14 protein-coding genes are annotated in these 17,504 nt (G+C 68.6%); 8 read left to right on the top strand and 6 right to left on the bottom strand.

Annotated elements, in window-relative coordinates; genetic code table 11:
* A partial coding sequence (locus V7702_RS06210) for a flagellar hook-length control protein FliK (RefSeq protein WP_335649269.1) occupies positions 1-1,453 on the bottom strand: 1,453 nt, incomplete at its 3' end.
* Between the two features lie 427 nt (positions 1,454-1,880).
* Here V7702_RS06210 and flgK point away from each other — a divergent pair.
* The 4 genes from flgK (at position 1,881) to alaS (ending at position 9,024) form a co-directional block, all read left to right on the top strand.
* Entirely contained in the window at positions 1,881-3,977 is a 2,097-nt protein-coding gene (gene flgK / locus V7702_RS06205) for a flagellar hook-associated protein FlgK (RefSeq protein ID WP_335649268.1), read from the top strand.
* An 11-nt stretch (positions 3,978-3,988) separates the two neighbouring features.
* Positions 3,989-4,921, top strand: coding sequence for a flagellin (locus V7702_RS06200; protein ID WP_335649267.1), 933 nt, complete (start codon positions 3,989-3,991; stop codon positions 4,919-4,921).
* Between the two features lie 106 nt (positions 4,922-5,027).
* Entirely contained in the window at positions 5,028-6,125 is a 1,098-nt protein-coding gene (recA, locus tag V7702_RS06195; RefSeq protein ID WP_442958399.1) for a recombinase RecA, read from the top strand.
* 259 nt (positions 6,126-6,384) lie between these two features.
* Positions 6,385-9,024 carry an alanine--tRNA ligase gene (gene alaS / locus V7702_RS06190; RefSeq protein WP_335649270.1) on the top strand — a complete coding sequence of 880 codons (2,640 nt, stop codon included), beginning with the start codon at positions 6,385-6,387 and terminating at the stop codon, positions 9,022-9,024.
* A gap of 11 nt (positions 9,025-9,035) precedes the next feature.
* Here the strand turns inward: alaS and V7702_RS06185 are convergent, their stop codons facing one another.
* From V7702_RS06185 to V7702_RS06175, 3 genes are all read right to left on the bottom strand, one after another.
* Positions 9,036-9,461 (bottom strand): VOC family protein, encoded by a 426-nt coding sequence (locus tag V7702_RS06185; protein ID WP_335649266.1) that lies wholly within the window; start codon positions 9,459-9,461, stop codon positions 9,036-9,038.
* Between the two features lie 68 nt (positions 9,462-9,529).
* Positions 9,530-10,447 (bottom strand): AEC family transporter, encoded by a 918-nt coding sequence (locus V7702_RS06180; protein WP_335649265.1) that lies wholly within the window; start codon positions 10,445-10,447, stop codon positions 9,530-9,532.
* A 21-nt stretch (positions 10,448-10,468) separates the two neighbouring features.
* Positions 10,469-11,074: a DUF2939 domain-containing protein gene (locus V7702_RS06175; protein ID WP_335649264.1), complete on the bottom strand. Its 606-nt coding sequence runs from the start codon at positions 11,072-11,074 to the stop codon at positions 10,469-10,471.
* 152 nt (positions 11,075-11,226) lie between these two features.
* On the opposite strand from V7702_RS06175, the gene V7702_RS06170 reads away from it, so the two are divergent.
* Positions 11,227-12,549, top strand: a complete 1,323-nt coding sequence (locus tag V7702_RS06170; protein WP_335649263.1) for a DUF2254 domain-containing protein — start codon at positions 11,227-11,229, stop codon at positions 12,547-12,549.
* A gap of 17 nt (positions 12,550-12,566) precedes the next feature.
* Here V7702_RS06170 and V7702_RS06165 read toward each other — a convergent pair whose 3' ends face one another.
* The gene (locus V7702_RS06165) at positions 12,567-13,787 is read right to left on the bottom strand and encodes an NADP-dependent isocitrate dehydrogenase (RefSeq protein ID WP_335649262.1); all 1,221 of its coding nucleotides are present in this window, start codon (positions 13,785-13,787) and stop codon (positions 12,567-12,569) included.
* Between the two features lie 180 nt (positions 13,788-13,967).
* On the opposite strand from V7702_RS06165, the gene V7702_RS06160 reads away from it, so the two are divergent.
* Positions 13,968-14,261, top strand: a complete 294-nt coding sequence (locus V7702_RS06160; protein WP_335649261.1) for a hypothetical protein — start codon at positions 13,968-13,970, stop codon at positions 14,259-14,261.
* Between the two features lie 41 nt (positions 14,262-14,302).
* Here V7702_RS06160 and bla read toward each other — a convergent pair whose 3' ends face one another.
* A complete protein-coding gene (gene bla / locus V7702_RS06155; RefSeq protein ID WP_335649260.1) occupies positions 14,303-15,316 on the bottom strand; it encodes a class A beta-lactamase in 1,014 nt (337 codons plus the stop codon).
* Between the two features lie 64 nt (positions 15,317-15,380).
* Here bla and V7702_RS06150 point away from each other — a divergent pair, with 64 nt between their 5' ends.
* Positions 15,381-16,190, top strand: coding sequence for an RNA methyltransferase (locus tag V7702_RS06150; protein ID WP_335649259.1), 810 nt, complete (start codon positions 15,381-15,383; stop codon positions 16,188-16,190).
* 65 nt (positions 16,191-16,255) lie between these two features.
* Complete coding sequence (locus V7702_RS06145) at positions 16,256-17,500, top strand: DUF1254 domain-containing protein (protein WP_335649258.1); 1,245 nt, start codon at positions 16,256-16,258, stop codon at positions 17,498-17,500.
* Positions 17,501-17,504 lie beyond the last annotated feature (4 nt).

Here is a 17,504-nt window from a genome sequence, read left to right as displayed (position 1 = left end):
CGAACCGTCCGCCGCCCTGGCCGTCCTGCGGCGACTGGAAGGACAGGCCGCCGGAGATGTCGAAGCCGGCCTGCTCCAGGGCCCGTTGCAGATCTCCAGCCCGGCCGCGCAGTTCGGCCGCCGCATGGGGATTGTCGAAGGCCATGGCGGCGGTGAGCTTGCCCTGAGCGTCAATATCGACCCGCACGTCCACCCGTCCGAGGCCTTCCGGCGTCAGCTGGATGTCGAAATGCGTATTGCGGCCCTGCAGCTTGCGCGACACCTGGGTCGCCAGGTCAGCCACGGTGGCCGAGGTCGCCGCCACGCGGCCGGCCTCGCGCGCTTCAAGGTTGGTCGAAGAGGCGCCGGTGGCCGCTGACGTGTTGGATTGATCGGGCGCGTCGAGATGGGCGGTGGCGTCCGGGATCTCGACGTCCGCCGGTGCGCCGTCGCCCGCTGTGGGTTCAGCCGCCGTGGCCAGCAGGGTCTGGGCCTCGGGCTTGGCGGCTGCGGCCGCAGGATCCGGCTGGATCAGGGCGAAGGCGTTCGGCTTGGCCTGTTCGACAAAGGCGTTGGGTTTGGCCTCGCCGGCCTTGGCGGCCGCTGGGGCCGTCTGGTCGGCGGTCTCGGTGGCGGCGGTCTCGACCGGGTCTGTGGTCTGGGTCGCCTTGAGGCTGGTGGCGGAGGCCGCCACGGCGGCGGTCATCAGCGGCTGGGCTGCGGCGACGACGGCGGCCTGGGCTGGGGCGGCCGGCGTCGGCGGCGAAGTCGTGTCCGTCGCGGCGGGCGCCGTGGGCGCTGCCGCAACCGACCCTGTCGCCGGGGGGCGTGCGGTGTTCTGGGCGGCCGGATCGCCCGATGGGACGTGGGCGGCCGGCTTGGAAGCCGCGGCCGGCGTCGGAGAGGGCGAAACCTCATTCGTGTCTGCTGAGGCTGCAGTCCCGGGCTTCGCCTCGACGGCAGGCGCCGGGGTGTCGGGGACCTCGGGCGCGGCGGTTTCGGCGGGAGGGGCCTCCAGCTCGGGGGAGAGCGCGGCGTCGACGTCTGGGACGGCGGCAGAGGACGACCCTACAGTCGTCGGGGTCACGGCGACGCCCGCGACGGGGTCGATGGCGGTCGCCGTCCGATCGGTCGGAACAGTGATCGGAATGACAGGCGGCGGCTGCGCCGCCGCCGCCAGCAGGGCGGCCTCGGCGGCCATGGCCTCGGCGTCTTCGCCTTCAGGCGCGTCTCCGGTTCCTTCAGGGGTGGTGGCGTCGGGCGTGCTCGCCTCGGTCGGGACGGCCGCCTTGCCCTTGTTCCCGGGACCGACAGCGGCTTGCCCCTGCGCCTCGGGGGTTTCGCCCAGCAGCGCCGCCAGCAGGGCGCCGAAACCCGACGCGGCCGACGCGCCCGGGGCGTCAGGCGCAGTCTGGCCGCCGGCTCCAGAGACGGCGGGGGGCGGAACGGCGATAAGCGGCAACGAAAACGACATCAGGGCCAGCAGGCTGGGCGCAGAAGCAATTGCGCCGGACGTGAAGTGGGATGTGGCGCCTGCTGCGCCGGGGTGTTCGACACAACGCCAGCAACCTTCACGCCAATTCCGACATCGCCACTAAGAAGCTGAAAAAGCTGGATAAACGCGAATTGCTCCGTTTCGGGCCTGGCTTGGGCGCAGGCGGATCTTGCCCAGTCGACCCTTGATGGCCCGGACGAGTCTGCCGCCTTTCAAAAGGGTTACCGGGCCGGTGCGCAAAAGCTGGCGCCAGACTTGCGACCGTTCAGGTGTCCGTTCCGGGCCCTGAATGGGTCGGTATTGAAAAGGCTAGGGTTTTTCCGGGCCCTCGCGTGCGCGTTCACTCTATGCCCGGCAGAATGCGCCGGGCGCCGCAGCGAGGATTGCCGGGTGGAAGGTGAAGGCCATGTCGCTGACAGCGGTCCTGAAGACAGCCAATTCCGGCCTGGTGGCGTCGCAGGTCGGACTCCGCGCCGTCTCCGACAACATCGCCAACGTCAACACCGCCGGCTACGTCCGCAAGACCGTGGACCAGCAGCAGCTGGTGGTCGGCGGTCGCGGCATGGGCGTCGAGGTCTCGGGCGTCAAGCGGGTGACAGATCAGTACCTTCAGTTGGCCAGTCTGAGCTCGGCCTCCGAAGCGGGGCGCTGGGAAGCGGTCGCCCAGTATATGGACAACGCCCAGTCCCTGTTCGGCGACCCGTCGGGCGACGGCTTCTTCTTCGGGCGGCTCGATGACATCTGGAGCGCCTTTGCGGCGACGGCCAATGATCCGTCCTCGAGCCTGCTCCGCAGCCAGGCTCTTTCCACGGTCGAGGATTTCCTCAACGAAGGCGGCCGGATTAACAACTCGCTGCAGGACCTGTTCCGGACCGTCGACACCAAGATCAGCGCCGACATCGACCGGGCCAATGACCTGCTCGACCAGATCAACAAGCTGAACGCCGACATCAGCCGGGCCAAGATGGTCAATGCCGACGCCTCAGGCTCGGAGAACATCCAGAGCCAGCTGGTGGACGAACTCACCACCTTGATGAACGTCCAGGTCTCGGCCCGGCCGACGGGCGGGCTGATGATCCGCTCCACAGAGGGCGTAATGCTGGCGGGCGACGGCGCAGCCGTGCTGTCCTATTCCCGCACCGACAGCACCAAGGGCTATATCACCGCCGTCACCACAGCCGGATCCGGCGTCAGTAAGCCGATCACCATCACCGGCGGCGAACTCCGCGGGCTGCTGGATTTGCGCGACGACAAGCTGCCTGGCCTGTCTGACCAGCTGGGCGAGTTCATGAGCCGGGCGGCCGACGCGATCAACGCCGCACACAACGGGGCCACCACCGTGCCGGCCCAGGCGACGCTGACCGGGCGGTATACGGGTCTTGACCTGCCCACGGCGGTCAGCGGCTTCAGCGGCGCCACCACGGTCGCCATCGTCGACGCCGCCGGCCAGCTGACCCGCCGGGTGGACATCGACTTCGACGCCGGGACCATGAGCGTGGACGGCGGCCCGGCGGCGGCCTTCACCCCGGCCAGCTTTCTGGCCGATCTGAACACCAGCCTGGGCGCCACCGGATCGGCGAGCTTCACCAACGGGGTGCTCAGCCTTTCGGCCGCAGCCGGCGGCGTGGCGATGGATGAGGGGACGTCCCAGAAGGCCGGGCGGGGCTTCTCGCACTTCTTCGGTCTGAACGACATCGTGCGCTCCGATGGCGTCACCAACTATGACAGCGGCCTGTCCCTCACCGACGCTCACGGCTTCACCCCGGGCGACCAGATGGTGCTGCGGCTGGCCCAGGCCGACGGCAAGCCGATCCGCGATGTGACGATCACGGTGCCCGCAGGCGCCACCATGGCCGACCTGGTCAACGCCCTGAACAGCAACACCACGGGCGTCGGGCTTTATGGCCAATACAGCCTGGACGCCAATGGCGCCCTGGCCTTTGCTGGGTCCGATCCCTTCTACGCCACCGTCTCGGTGGTGCAGGACAACACCTCCCGCGGCGCCGGCGGGCCTTCCATCAGCGAACTCTTCGGCCTGGGAGTCACAGAGCGCACGAGCCGGGCCAACCGGCTTCAGGTGGCTCCTTCCTTCGTGGCCGACCCGATGAAGGTTGGCCTGGCCAAGCTCGATCTCTCCATGGCGCCGGGGCAGCCCGTGTTGACCCCCGGAGATGGCCGCGGCGCCCTGGCCCTGGCGAATGCCGGTGATGTGGTGACTCGGTTCTCCGCGGCTGGCTCCCTGGGCGCGGTGAACATGACCGTCTCGCGCTACGCCTCGGAATTCGGCGGCTCGGTCGGTCGGGAGGCCGCCGCCGCCGACACTCGCAGAGATAGCGCGCGGGCGGTCCAGACCGAGGCCATGAACCGTCGCCAGGCTGTCGAGGGAGTCAATCTCGACGAAGAGCTGGTGCGAATGACCACATATCAACAGGCTTTCAACGCTTCGGCCCGCATGATCCAGGCGGCCAAGGAATTGTTCGACGTCCTGACCAACATCGTCTGAGGACCATCCACATGGTGAGCCGCGTCTCCACCGGCGGGAACTACAGCGCCGTCCTGGCCAATCTGATCGCCGCCCAGCAGCGTCAGACCGACGCCGGGGAAAAGGTGTCGAGCCAGAAAAACGGTTCGGACCTGAAGGACTATTCGCGCAACGCCGAGATGCTGACCGCGATGCGCTCCATCGACACGCGCCTAGCCAGCTATACCGAGCAGAATAAGCTCGTGAACGACAAGCTGATCACCCAGGACTTCGCCCTCAACCAGGTGGCCGACGCCGCTCAGACCGCCCGGCAGGCGATCGCCGAGGCCATCGCCAGCGGTCGGGTGGACACCCTGATGCAGGACATGCAGGGCGCCTTCCGCAACGGGGTTGAGGGGCTGAACAGTCGCTATGGCGGCAAGTATCTGTTTTCCGGCGGCCAGGTGGACACTCCGCCGTTCTCGGCCACCACGCTCAGCGACCTGACTATACCGGCCACCAATGTGGCCGACTATTTTCACAACGACACCTTCATCGCCCAGGCCAAGGTCGACGACTCCACCCTGGTGAACACCGGCTTCCTGGCCGACGCCTTCGGAACGGATATGATGGAGGCCTTCAAGTCCATGCAGGCGTTCCACGAAGGTCCCGACGGCCCGTTCACGGGCAATCTCACCGACGCCCAGCGAACCTTCCTTGAGGGTCAGTTGCAGATCTGGGACAGCGTTTACAACGATCAGATCAACACCGTCGGCCGCAACGGCATGGTTCAGAGCCGGGTCGAGTCGGTAAAGGAGGATCTGGTGATCCGCACCAACAGCATGAAGAGCATGATCGGCGAGATCGTCGACGCCGACATGACGCAAGCCATCTCCAACCTTGAACAGGCCCAGATCTCGGTTCAGGCCGCGGCCCAGGTCTTCGTGGCCCTGAAGGAAAGCTCCCTCCTCAACGTCCTGAGGTAGGGCCTAGCCCCCTACGGGGCGGCGAGAGAACATCTTGCGAACATAGAACAAAAAGCGTACACCCGAGTCCTGGCCGCGCGAGCCGGGGATCGCCCCGGTCGGCCCGATGGAATCATGGGATAAGGGGTCCCCTCAAATGGCACAGTCGGCGTTGAAACTCGTGGGTAAAGAAGAAGGCGACAAGCAGCGCGCGCTCGAGGCGGCGCTGTCTCAGATCGATCGGGCCTTTGGCAAGGGCTCTGTGATGAAGCTGGGGGACAAGGGCAAGATCGTCGAGATCGAGTCCTATTCCACCGGTTCGCTTGGCCTGGATCTGGCGCTGGGGATCGGCGGCCTGCCCAAGGGGCGGATCGTCGAGATCTACGGCCCGGAAAGCTCCGGCAAGACGACGCTGGCCCTGCATGTGGTGGCCGAGGTCCAGAAGGGCGGCGGCACAGCGGCCTTCGTGGACGCCGAGCACGCGCTCGACCCGTCCTACGCCCATAAGCTGGGCGTGAACCTGGACGATCTGCTGGTCTCGCAGCCGGACACCGGCGAGCAGGCCCTGGAGATCACCGACACCCTGGTCCGCTCCGGCGCCGTCGATGTGATCGTCATCGACTCCGTGGCGGCGCTTACGCCGCGGGCCGAGATCGAAGGCGAGATGGGCGACAGCCTGCCGGGCCTGCAGGCCCGCCTGATGAGCCAGGCCCTGCGCAAGCTCACCGGCTCGATTTCCAAGACCAAGACCCTGGTGATCTTCATCAACCAGATCCGCATGAAGATCGGCGTCATGTACGGCAGCCCGGAGACCACCACCGGGGGCAATGCGCTGAAGTTCTACGCCTCGGTGCGCCTGGACATCCGCCGCACCGGCTCGGTCAAGCAGCGCGACGAGATCGTCGGCAACAATGTCCGGGTCAAGGTGGTGAAGAACAAGGTGGCCCCGCCGTTCCGCGAGGTCGAGTTCGACATCATGTACGGCGAGGGCATTTCCAAGCTCGGCGAGATCATCGACCTGGGCGTCAAGGCCGGCGTGGTCGAGAAGTCCGGCTCCTGGTTCTCCTTCAACAGCCAGCGGATCGGCCAGGGCCGCGACAATGTGCGGGAGTTCCTGAAGGCCAATCGCGACGTGGCCGACGAGATCGAGAAGGCGGTGCGCGGCGCCACCTCCAAGATCGAAGAAGAACTGCTTGTGGGCGGGCCCGACGACAAGGACGACTGAGGTCCTGAGCGGCGCCTCAGGCGGGTCCTGGGACGCGCTCGCCATAGGTTTCTCCGCAGACAGCGTCGCGCCCGGGCCGGACACCCCCGCCGATATGCGTCCGGTCCTGCCAGGACCCCAACGTGGCGCCTCGTTTGCGGAGGAGGACGCCCTGGCCCGCCGCCAGGGCGTCCTTTTTCTTTGCGCGCGCCGTGGACTCCCGTAAACGACCGGCAAAATTCCCCTGCGCGGCGGAGCCTGCGCGCCCTATATGCAAGCCATGTCCAGCCTGAACCAGATCCGCAGCACGTTCATCGACTTCTTCAAGGGTCGCGATCACCTGATGATCCCGTCGGCGCCGCTGGTGCCGCAGAACGATCCGACGCTGATGTTCGTCAATGCCGGCATGGTGCCGTTCAAGAACTACTTCACCGGCGCCGAGACCCCGCCCGCGCCCCGGGCGGTGTCGGTGCAGAAGTGCGTGCGGGCCGGTGGCAAGCACAACGATCTGGACAATGTCGGCTATACCGGCCGCCACCAGACCTTCTTCGAAATGCTGGGGAACTTCTCCTTCGGCGACTATTTCAAGGAAGGCGCCATCGAGCTGGCCTGGGAACTGATGACCAAGGACATTGGTCTGGACCCCGCGCGGCTGATGGTCACCATCGCCCCGGATGACGAGGACGCTGCGGCCCTTTGGCGCAAGATCGCCGGACTGCCGGATTCCAAGATCGTGCGGCTGGATGAGAACTTCTGGTCCATGGGCGATACGGGCCCCTGCGGCACCAACACCGAGATCTTCTACGACCACGGCGACCACGTGGCCGGCGGCCCCCCCGGCAGCCCGGACGAGGACGGCGATCGGTTCGTCGAGATCTGGAATCTGGTCTTCATGCGCTGGGAACAGTTCGCCGACGGCACGCGCAAGGACCTGCCCAAGCCGCAGATCGATACCGGCATGGGCCTGGAGCGGATCACCACGGTCCTGCAGGGCGTCCATTCCAACTATGACACCGACCTGTTCCGCACCCTGATCGCGGCCAGCGAAGAGGCCACGGGCGCGGCCGCCCGCGGCGAGGCTCGGTTCTCCCACCAGGTCATCGTCGACCATCTTCGGTCCACCAGCTTCCTGATCGCCGACGGCGTTTCGCCCTCGAACGAGGGTCGCGGCTATGTGCTGCGGCGGATCATGCGCCGAGCCATGCGCCACGCCCACATGCTGGGCGCCGCCGAACCCCTGATGCACCGTCTGGTGCCGACCCTGGTCTCGGAGATGGGCGAGGCCTATCCGGAACTGCGGCGGGCCGAGGCGACGATCTCCGAGACCCTGCGCCAGGAGGAGGAGCGCTTCCGCCGTACGCTCGGCCGCGGCATGAGCCTGCTGGAAGAGGCCACCGCCCAGCTCGCGCAGGGCGGCGAACTGCCGGGCGAGACGGCCTTCAAGCTCTATGACACCTATGGTTTCCCCCTCGACCTGACCCAGGACGCTGTGCGCGCCATGGGGCTGAGCGTCGATCTCGCTGGCTTCGACGCGGCCATGAAGCGTCAGAAGGACCAGGCGCGCGAAGCCTGGACCGGCTCTGGCCAGGTGGCGGCGTCGGGCGAGTGGTTCGCCCTGCGCGAACGCCTGGGCGCCACCGAATTCGTCGGCCACGACACCACCGAAACCACAGCCAAGGTCCTGGCCCTGGTGGACGGCGGCGCAGAGATCGCCCGCGCCGAGGCCGGCCAGACTGTCCAGGCCCTGTTCGACCACACCCCCTTCTATGGGGAGAGCGGCGGCCAGGCCGGCGATCTGGGCGAGGTCGAGTGGGCCGGCGGCCAGGCCCGCGTGCTCGACACCCAGAAGCAGGCCGGCGACCTGCATGTCCATGTGATCGAGATCACCGACGGGGCCCTGGTCACGGGCGCCGCGGTGCGCCTGGCCCTGGACGCCGAGCGGCGCACCGCCACCCGGGCCAACCACTCCGCCACCCACCTGCTGCACGCCGCCCTGCGCAACGTGCTGGGCCCCCATGTGAGCCAGAAGGGCCAGATGGTGGACGGCGAACGCATCCGCTTCGACTTCAGCCACGGCCAGCCCCTGACGCTGGAAGAGATCGACCAGATCGAGGCCGAGGTGAATGCGGTGATCCGTCAGAATCTGCCGGCCGAGACCAAGAACATGGCCCCTGAGGAGGCCATCGAGGCCGGCGCCATGGCCCTGTTCGGCGAGAAGTATGGTGACGTGGTCCGCGTCCTGACCCTGGGCCGGGCCCTGGACGGCAGCGGCCCTTATTCGGTTGAGCTCTGCGGCGGCACCCATGTGGCGCGCACCGGCGATATCGCCCTGTTCAAGATTGTCTCAGAGAGCGGCGTGGCGGCCGGGGTTCGCCGCATCGAGGCCCTGACCGGCGAGCCGGCCCGACGTTGGCTGCTGGACCAGGCCCTGGTGTCTCGCCAGCTGGCCGAGCAGTTCAAGACCCCGGTTTCCGAGGTTCTGGGCCGAGTGGAGGCCCTGGAGGCGCAACGGCGCAAGCTGGAAAAGGAACTGGGCGACGCCAAGCGCCAGCTGGCCATGGGCGGCGGCGGCGCGGCGCAGGCGGGACCTGAGGACATTGGCGGCGTCCAGGTGCTGGCGCGGGTGATGGACGGCGTCGGCGGCAAGGATCTGCGGCCCATCGCCGAGGAGTTCAAGAAGCAGGTGGCCGACGGGATCATCGCCCTGGTGGGGGTGGCCGACGGCAAGGCCGCCGTCACCGTCGCGGTGACCGGCGCGGCCAAGGACCGCTTCAACGCCGCTGACCTCGCCAAGGCCGCGGTGATCGCCATGGGTGGCCAGGGCGCCGGCGGGCGTCCGGACTTCGCTCAGGGCGGCGCTCCCGACGGGGCGCGGGCCGAAGAGGGCCTGGCGGCTCTCAAGGCCGCCATCACCGGCTAGGCTAAGGCCCGTCAGGCCGGCGGCGTGCGCACGCAGGCCAGCTTGTTGCCCTGGGGATCGCGGACATAGGCGGCGTACCAGCCCTCGCCATATTGCGGTCTAAGGCCGGGCGGCCCCTCGTCGGCGCCCCCATGAGCCATGGCCGCGGCGTAGAAGGCGTCCACCACCTCCGGCGTTGGCGCGTAGAAGCCCAGCATGACGCCATTCCCTTCCCGGGCAGGCTGACCGTCGAAGGGCTTGCAGACCCAAAGCGTCTGGCCTGAGGGGTCGCCTTCGCGGCCATAGCCGGTCCAGCCTTCGAAGGCGTAGAGCTGGCTCAGGCCCAGGGGCGCCAGCGCAGCGTCATAGAAGGCGACGGCGGCAGGCAGGTCGTCTGCGCCAAGGGTCATGTAGCCAAGAACCGGGGCTGCGGCCCCGGCGGTCGGCGGCGTCGTCATCTGATCTCTCCCATCTCATCAGCCAGCCCGTTAGGCCCGCTCAACGATAAGAACATAACAGGAACGCTCTAGCTTAGGAAGTGGGCGGCCAGGGAGAGGGTCAGTGCGCTCAGCACCGTACCGGCAATCACCGCCTCGGCGGCGCCGCGGGCGAAGACGCCTAGGGCGCGGGTCTGAATGAAGACGTTCACGGCCGTCGGACACGCCGCCAGCAGGGTGGCGACAGCGCGGGTGGCCGGATCGGCTCCGCCGAGTCCCAGGACCAGCCAGACCAGCACCGGGGCGGCGAGCAGCTTCAGCCCCAGGGCGAGGCCCAAGGGGGCGAGGGCGGCGCGGTCCGGCCAGGCGCCCTCACGGCCGATGAGGCCGCCCAGCGCGATCAGGGCGATCGGGCTGGCGGTCGCCGCGAGCAGGCTGAGCCCCTGGTCGGCAGGTCCGGGCAGCCGCATGCCTGTCGCTGACAGGAAGAGGCCGCAGACGGCTCCCAGCACGGTGGGATTGGCCAGCACCCGCCGCAGCGCTGCGCCAAGACCGACCGAGGCGGCGCCGGTCTGCAGGATGGCCACGGCCAGGCCCATCAGGACGATGAAGTCCACCGCCACCAAGGCTGCGGCCTGGGGACGGACGGCTTCACCCAGCACGGCGACGGCCAGGGGCGCGCCCAGAAAGGCGGTGTTGCCGATGGCTGCGGCCATGGGCAGGCCGGCCACACTCTGGCGGGGCAGGCCGAGCCGCCGGGCCACCGCCCAGGCGACCAGCAGAATGAAGCCCAGGCTGATCCCATAGAGGCCCAGGGCGGCGGCTTGGCTCATGTCCGGCGGAGGGGCGTCGCCGAGCCAGCGGATCAGCAGGGCGGGAAAGCCGATCCAGAAGGTGTAGGCCGACAGCCAGCCCCCCAGGCGGCCGCCCAGCAGGCCGATCCGGCCGGCCACGGCGCCGACGGCGATGATCGCGAAGAAGGGCGCGATGCGCGCAACAAGGTCCAAGTCTCGACGGTCCGACCGGGTCTAGGGCTGTGGGCGCTCAGGCAGGCGCACATGGACCAGGGTCCACTGGAAAAGGGCGGTGCGCTGGAAGGTCAGGACACTCACCTCGCCCGGCCGCCCCGGCGGGTGGACGGCGAACCGGGTGCGGTTGACGCCCCAGTAGCGCAGGCTGGGCCAGGGCTCCCTGAGAGGGGCGGACAGGCGCCGGACGCCCTGCGCCGGCGGCGGCTCGGGTGGCGCGGCGCCCGGCTCATAGCCGCGGACCACGTCATAGAGCCCGGCCGGGGTCAGGTAGGGTTCGAGGCGGGCAGGCGCGGGGGTGAGCGGGGCCAGGGGCTCGGCGAAGGGCTCCAGCGCCCGGCGGACCGCGCCCATGGGATCACGCCAGATGTCGGGGGCGGGGTCGGCCTCGCCGGCGGCGCGCTCCGGCGGCGGCGGCTCGCGGACCTGGTCGCGCAGGCTGGTGCGCAGGGCGCGGAAATCCACCATCTCGGCCAGGCCCGCCACGTCCTGGTCCCGGGCATTGGCCTTCAGGGCCCGATAGGCGAACCAGGGCGCCGCGGCGAAGGCGAGCGCGAACAGGACAAGGCAAACCAGGAAGATCTGGAAGAGCTGACGTCTGACCATGGGCCGGTCGGGTCCCCTCGGCCAAGCTTTGCAGGTTATGGCTCAGGCTTAACACGGTGATCGCCCCGCCGCCATTTCCCTCGCCCCCCGGGAGGTCTGGGGTCGTCCGCCGCGTCACGGAGCCTAAGCTTGGCCTGTGCGTTTGAGACGCCATGGGGGCCCGCCTACACAAGCTTGCGCACGATCTGCGGACGACCTTCTGGGTCGTGCCCTCCGTGCTGGTTGCGCTCGGAACGGCGGCGGCGTTTGCCGCAGTGGCGGCCGAGGGGGCCGACTGGATTCCCGAACCACTCCAATCCCTGCTCTATGAGGGCGGCGAGAGCGGCGCCCGAACCCTGCTGGGGGCTATCGCCACCTCGACCATCGGCGTCACCGGCACCCTCTTTTCCATCACCATCGCGGCCCTGACCCTGGCGTCGAGCCAGATGGGGCCGCGCCTTCTGGACAACTTCACCCGCGACCGGGGCAATCAGGTGGTGCTGGGGGTCTTCCTGGGGACCTTCGCCTACTGCCTGGTGGTCCTGCGCCAGGTTCGCGGCGGCGAGGATGAGCTGTTCGTGCCCCGCCTGGCCCTGGCCGGCGCCATGGCTTTGGCGGCGCTCTGCGTGGCCCTGCTGGTCTACTACGTCCACCACATGTCGACGCGGATCAATATCGACACCGTGATCGACCTGGTTCGCCGCGAGCTGTTCGCAGCTCTGGACAGCCTGACGCTTGGCGAACCCGAACCCAATACCCTGGAGCCAGGGGACATTGACCTTGACTGGTCGAGCGCTCGGCCGCTCACCGATCGCCGCAACGGCTATCTCCAGGAGCTCGATGTGGAATCGCTCGCCGACTGGGCGCAGGAGGCCGGGGCGCGGGTCCGCCTGCTGGTGCGGCCTGGCGATTTCGTCGTCGCCGGCGGCTGCGTCGCCCTGGTTCATCCCGCCGGGACACAGGGGGCGGAAGAGGCTGTGGCGCGAGCCACCGCCCTGGGCGCCAAGCGCACCTCCGGCAGCGATCTGGAATATAGCGTGCGCCAGCTGGTGGAAGTGGCCGTCCGGGCGCTATCGCCGGGGATCAATGACCCCATGACGGCCATCGCCGTTCTCGACCAGCTGGGGTCGGCCCTTTGCCGGGTGGTTCCCCGGAGCTTTCCCACGGGGGTGACGATCCGGGATGGGCGCGTGGTGCTGCTCCGGCCGGTCAGCGACTATGCCGGCCTGGTCGATGTCTGCTTCGACATGATCCGCCAGAACGGGGCAGGCTCGCCCAGCGTGGCCATCCGGTTGCTGGAGATCCTGGCCCTGGTGGCTGAGCAGGAGCGCGATCCGCATCGGCTGGCCGTGCTTCGCATCCACGCCGACAAGGTCGTTTCGGACGCCCGAAAGGCCGTGACCAACAAGGAAGATCTGCGCGATCTGATGGCGCGGCGGCGCGCGTTCGGCGCGGTCGCCGCCCATGGCGGTCCGGCGCGCCGCGCCGAACCGTAGGGGCCTCAGGCCAGGCCTCAGCCTCGGGCGGCCAGGGCCTTGTCGAGATTGACCGCCACCTTGTCGATGAAGCCTTCGGTGGTCAGCCAGCCCTGGGTGTCGCCCACCAGCAGGGCCAGATCCTTGGTCATCGAACCGCTTTCCACGGTGGAGACGCAGACCTCTTCCAGGGTCTTGGCGAATTTGGCCAGGGCCTCGTTGCCGTCCAGCTTGGCCCGGTGCTCCAGGCCCCGGGTCCAGGCGAAGATCGAGGCGATGGAGTTGGTCGAGGTGCTCTCGCCGCGCTGATGCTGGCGATAGTGGCGGGTGACGGTGCCGTGGGCGGCCTCGGCCTCCAGGGTCTTGCCGTCCGGGGTGATCAGCACCGAGGTCATCAGGCCGAGCGAGCCGAAGCCCTGGGCCACCTGGTCGGACTGGACGTCGCCGTCATAGTTCTTGGCGGCCCAGATGAAGCCGCCGGACCACTTGAGCGCCGAGGCGACCATGTCGTCGATCAGGCGGTGCTCGTAGACGATGCCGGCGGCCTTGTACTGCTCGGCGTACTTGGCCTCGTAGACCTCGGCGAAGATGTCCTTGAAGCGCCCGTCATAGGCCTTGAGGATGGTGTTCTTGGTCGAGAGATAGACCGGATAGTTGCGGTTCAGGCCGTAGGCCAGGCAGGCCTCGGCGAACTCGCGGATCGAGTCGTCCAGATTGTACATGGCCATGGCCACGCCCGAACCCGGATAGTCGAACACTTCGCGCTCGATGACGTCGCCGTTTTCGCCTTCCCAGCGAATGGTCATCTTGCCCTTGCCGGGCACCAGGAAGTCGGTGGCGCGGTACTGGTCGCCATAGGCGTGACGGCCGACGATGATCGGCTGGGTCCAGCCGGGGATCAGGCGCGGGACGTTCTTGCAGATGATCGGCTCGCGGAAGACCACGCCGCCGAGGATGTTGCGGATGGTGCCGTTGGGCGAGCGCCACATCTGCTTGAGGCCGAACTCTTCGACCCGGGCCTCGTCCGGCGTAATCGTCGCGCACTTGATGCCGACGCCGTATTTCTGGATGGCCTCGGCGGCTTCGACCGTGACCTTGTCGTCGGTCTTGTCGCGATACTCGATGCCCAGATCGTAATAGGCGATCTCGAGGTCGAGGTAGGGGAAGATGAGCTTGTCCTTGATCATCTTCCAGATGATCCGGGTCATCTCGTCCCCGTCGATATCGACGACGGGATTGGCGACTTTGATCTTGGCCATAGGCGAGGCGCGCTCCGTGGCGGAATTGAGGGGTTGAGGCCGTATACAAGGCCTGCGCCGGTGCGCAAAGCCACGACGGCGTCAAAGATGATCGGCATGGGAACGTCGCACAGGTGAGCTAGTTAAACCTGCGTGCGCGCCGAACCTCTTCCACACGGCCTGATCGGAGCCCCAGTCCTGGTGCTGGTGGCGGAGCCGTGGGACTTCGAGTCGCCGGAAGGTCGCGGCCGTCTGCGCGGACAAGTCAGCAAAATCCAGGACTTCGCGCCCGAAGGTGGTCAGGAGCTGACCCTCGCCGTCGAGCCCATCTCCTTGGGCGGCGCCAGGGTCACCGCGCTGCGGGCGCTCGGGCTGCACCCGGCGCAGGAGAATCTGATCCAGCGACTTGAGACCGGTCGGGCGACCGGTGTTCGCCTCTATGGGCCCGGGGGAAAGTCGTTGCTGCTGGTCGGATCGATTCGCCTGCGCACCTGACTCAAGAAAAGTCCGCCTGACCCAAGGCAAGTCCGAAGGGCTCAGCCGATGGCGCGGGCCACGCTGCGGGCCAGGTCGGCGAAAATCGCCTCGCGCTCTGCCTCCGGCAGGGTGGAGCCGGAGAGGAAGACCGCGATCGCATATTGTCGGCCATCCTCCAGGGTGATGAGGCCGATGTCGTTGGTGGCGGGATTCATGCCCAGGTCCGTGCGGGCCGTGCCGGTCTTGTGGGCCAGGCGGGCGCCCGGCGGCAGGCCGGCCGCCAGTCGTCCCGCGCCGGTGGGAGTTTCGCCCATGATTTTCAGCAGGCGGGCGGTGGAAGCCTGCGACAGCAGCTCTCCCCGGGCGAGCTTGGCCAGGAAGAGCAGGGCCTCGCGGGGGGTGGTCGTGTCCCGCGGGTCGGCCAGATAGGCCTCCGTGGCGGCCTGCCGCTCGGCGGCGGGCACCTCCTGCAGGGCGGCCCGGTAGGCTGCTTCGCCCTTCCAATCCAGGCGGAAGGAGTCGAGGCCGGCGATCTCCGGCTGCAGCTGGCGCTCATAGCGATCGACCCGCATCTCACGGATGTCCTGGGCGCGCAGCCAGGCGGTGACGGCGCCGGGGCCGCCGATTCGTCGCATCAACACGTCGGCGGCGGTGTTGTCGCTGGCGCCAGCCGCCAGGGTCAGGAGCTCGGCCACCGTATAGTCCCGGCGGCCTGGATAGGCGTCGGCCACGCGGCTGAAGGGCGGCGAGATGTCTTCGTCCATCAGCGTAATGGTCTCCTCCAGGTCCAGGCGGCCGGCGTCGACCTCGGCCAGGACGGCGGCGGCCAGGGGCGCCTTGAAGACGCTCTGCATCGGGAAGCGATCGACGCCGTTGATCGCCCATAGCTCGCCGCTCTCCAGGTTCATCACTGCAGCCCCCAGGCGAGCTGGCGCGGCGCGGGCGGTGAGTTCGGCCGCCGTCTCGTCCAGGCGTTCGGCGTCCAGGCGCGGCGTAGTGGAGACGGTCTGCGGCATGCCCGGTTCGCAGGCGGCGGCAAGCAGGACGGCGGCCAGAAGGACGAGGCGACGCATGGGCAAGGCTCCGGACAGTGGGCGAGGGGCTTGCGCGCATCGTCGCTCAGACTGAAAACGCCACATGACCGTAATTTCTCCCCCCGCTCCAACCATTATCCTGTCCGCCCCTCAGCTGGCCGAGAACATCGGGGCCTGCGCCCGGGTGATGGCCAACTTCGGCCTGGAGGATCTCCGGCTGGTGAATCCCCGCGACGGCTGGCCTCAGGACCGGGCCTGGGCCTCGGCGTCCGGCGCCGACTGGCCCCTGGACGGGGCCAAGGTCTGCGGCAGCGTGGCCGAGGCCGTGGGGGACCTGCAGCTGGTGTTCGCCACCACGGCGCGCCCGCGGGAGCTGCAGCTTCCGGTGATCACTCCGCGGGAGGCGGCCGGAGAGCTGGCCGCCGCCGCCGCCGCGGGCCGGAAGGTCGGCCTGCTGTTCGGGGCCGAGCGCGCCGGGCTGGAAACCGCTGAGGTCGCCCTTTGCCAGGCGGTGGTGACCGTGCCGGTGGATCCGCGCTTCCATTCACTGAATCTCGCCCAGGCCGTGGCGATCAACGCCTATGAGTGGCGGATGACCCAGGCCTCGGGCCCCCCGCCGCGCTTCCGGGACGGGCCTGAGCCCGCCGACCAGGCCGCTATGATGGGGCTCTATGGACAGCTGGAGGCTGAGCTGGACGCCGCCGGCTTCTTCCATCCGCCCGAGAAGCGGCCGTCGATGATCCAGAACCTCCGCTCGGCCCTGGGCCGGGCCAGCTTCAGCGATCAGGAGGTGCGTACTTTTCGCGGGGTGGTGACCGCCCTCTCGCGCGGCCGCGGGCGGGTGCTGGACAAGCTGGCCCGCGAGAAGGCCGAGCGCGAGGCGGCGGCGGGTCCGGGCGGCTCGGAGACTTGACGCAGGGGCGCCTCCCGAGATCATAAGAGATCAATGATAACCTATCTGCGGTCGGGGAGAGCGCAATGTCGGGAACGGATCTGAAGACGGCGGCGATGAAGGCTTGGCTCTACGGCCTGCCGCTCATCGAGATCGCCACGACCCGGGCGCGGGGCCTGTCCTTCGGCCAGAGCCTCAACACCATCGCCCATGTGCGCAAGCTGGCCACGCCCAAGCATCGGGCGGTGACCACGCCGAACAACGACACCCTCTATTCGTCGGCTCAGCTGGACCTGTCGCAGGGACCGGTGACTCTGACCCTGCCGCAGACCGGGGACCGCTATTTTTCCCTGGCCCTGATGGACGCCTACACCAACAATTTCGCGATCCTCGGGACCCGCACCACCGGCCCCAAGGGCGGGACCTTCACCCTGGTGGGCCCCCATGAGGCGGCCGAGGGCGGCCATGTGGTCCGCGCCCCGACCAACCACGTCTGGGCTCTGGGCCGGGTCGTGGTCTACGGGCCAGATGACCTGGAGGCGGCGCAGCAGGTTCAGTCAGGCCTGGCGATCCAGGGGCCGGCGGCGCCGACCCCGCCGCCGGCGGTCAAGCGCAGCGCGTCCTGGCAGGACTATTTCACCGCCCTGGCGGACCTGATGAAGGCCAATCCGCCGCCGGTCACCGACCGCGCCCTGCTGGAGGAGATCGCGCCCCTGGGACTGGAGACGGGCTTTGATCCTGCGCGGTTCTCAGCCGCCGAGGCCGCCGAGATCGAGGCGGGCCTGGCCGAGGCGCGGGTGGCGGTGCGCCGGGGCGGCCTGACCGGCGACCACTTCATCGACGGCTGGTCCTATCCCAGCGCGACGCTGGGCGACTTCGGGCAGAACTATCACTACCGGGCCAGCGTGGCGCTGGGGGGCCTGGCCGCCCTGCCGCCGGTGGAGGCGCTCTATATGCGCGCCCGAGGCGACCAGCCCCGCGGGCTCTATGACGGGCTGAAGGCCTACCGGCTTCACTTCCCCGCCGACCGTCTGCCGCCGGTGAATTCCTTCTGGTCGCTCAGCCTGTATGAGGCCACCGAGGACGGCCAGTTCTTCTTCGCCGACAATCCCCTGGACCGCTACGCGATCGGCGATCGCACCGAGGGCCTGACCTATAACGAGGACGGCTCCCTCGACATCTGGATCGGCAGCGAAAGCCCCGGTGAGGATTTGCAGGGCAACTGGCTGCCGGCGCCCGCTGGGCCTTTCGCGCTCTTCATGCGCGCCTATCTGCCCAAGCCTGAACTGCTGGACGGCGCCTACCGCCTGCCGCCGGTGGAAGCGGTCTGATCAC

Source organism: Phenylobacterium sp., from assembly GCF_036963605.1.
Taxonomy (GTDB): domain Bacteria; phylum Pseudomonadota; class Alphaproteobacteria; order Caulobacterales; family Caulobacteraceae; genus Phenylobacterium.
This window is presented reverse-complemented; position numbering and strand designations above follow the sequence as displayed.

What these genes read in the sequence shown, in the direction of transcription:
- V7702_RS06150 (WP_335649259.1), top strand. Translation starts at nt 15,381, where the DNA reads ATGACCGTAATTTCTCCCCCCGCTCCAACCATTATCCTGTCCGCCCCT.
- V7702_RS06165 (WP_335649262.1), bottom strand. Translation starts at nt 13,787, where the DNA reads ATGGCCAAGATCAAAGTCGCCAATCCCGTCGTCGATATCGACGGGGAC.
- V7702_RS06170 (WP_335649263.1), top strand. Translation starts at nt 11,227, where the DNA reads ATGGGGGCCCGCCTACACAAGCTTGCGCACGATCTGCGGACGACCTTC.
- bla (WP_335649260.1), bottom strand. Translation starts at nt 15,316, where the DNA reads ATGCGTCGCCTCGTCCTTCTGGCCGCCGTCCTGCTTGCCGCCGCCTGC.
- V7702_RS06175 (WP_335649264.1), bottom strand. Translation starts at nt 11,074, where the DNA reads ATGGTCAGACGTCAGCTCTTCCAGATCTTCCTGGTTTGCCTTGTCCTG.
- recA (WP_442958399.1), top strand. Translation starts at nt 5,028, where the DNA reads ATGGAATCATGGGATAAGGGGTCCCCTCAAATGGCACAGTCGGCGTTG.
- V7702_RS06145 (WP_335649258.1), top strand. Translation starts at nt 16,256, where the DNA reads ATGTCGGGAACGGATCTGAAGACGGCGGCGATGAAGGCTTGGCTCTAC.
- flgK (WP_335649268.1), top strand. Translation starts at nt 1,881, where the DNA reads ATGTCGCTGACAGCGGTCCTGAAGACAGCCAATTCCGGCCTGGTGGCG.
- V7702_RS06200 (WP_335649267.1), top strand. Translation starts at nt 3,989, where the DNA reads ATGGTGAGCCGCGTCTCCACCGGCGGGAACTACAGCGCCGTCCTGGCC.
- alaS (WP_335649270.1), top strand. Translation starts at nt 6,385, where the DNA reads ATGTCCAGCCTGAACCAGATCCGCAGCACGTTCATCGACTTCTTCAAG.
- V7702_RS06185 (WP_335649266.1), bottom strand. Translation starts at nt 9,461, where the DNA reads ATGACGACGCCGCCGACCGCCGGGGCCGCAGCCCCGGTTCTTGGCTAC.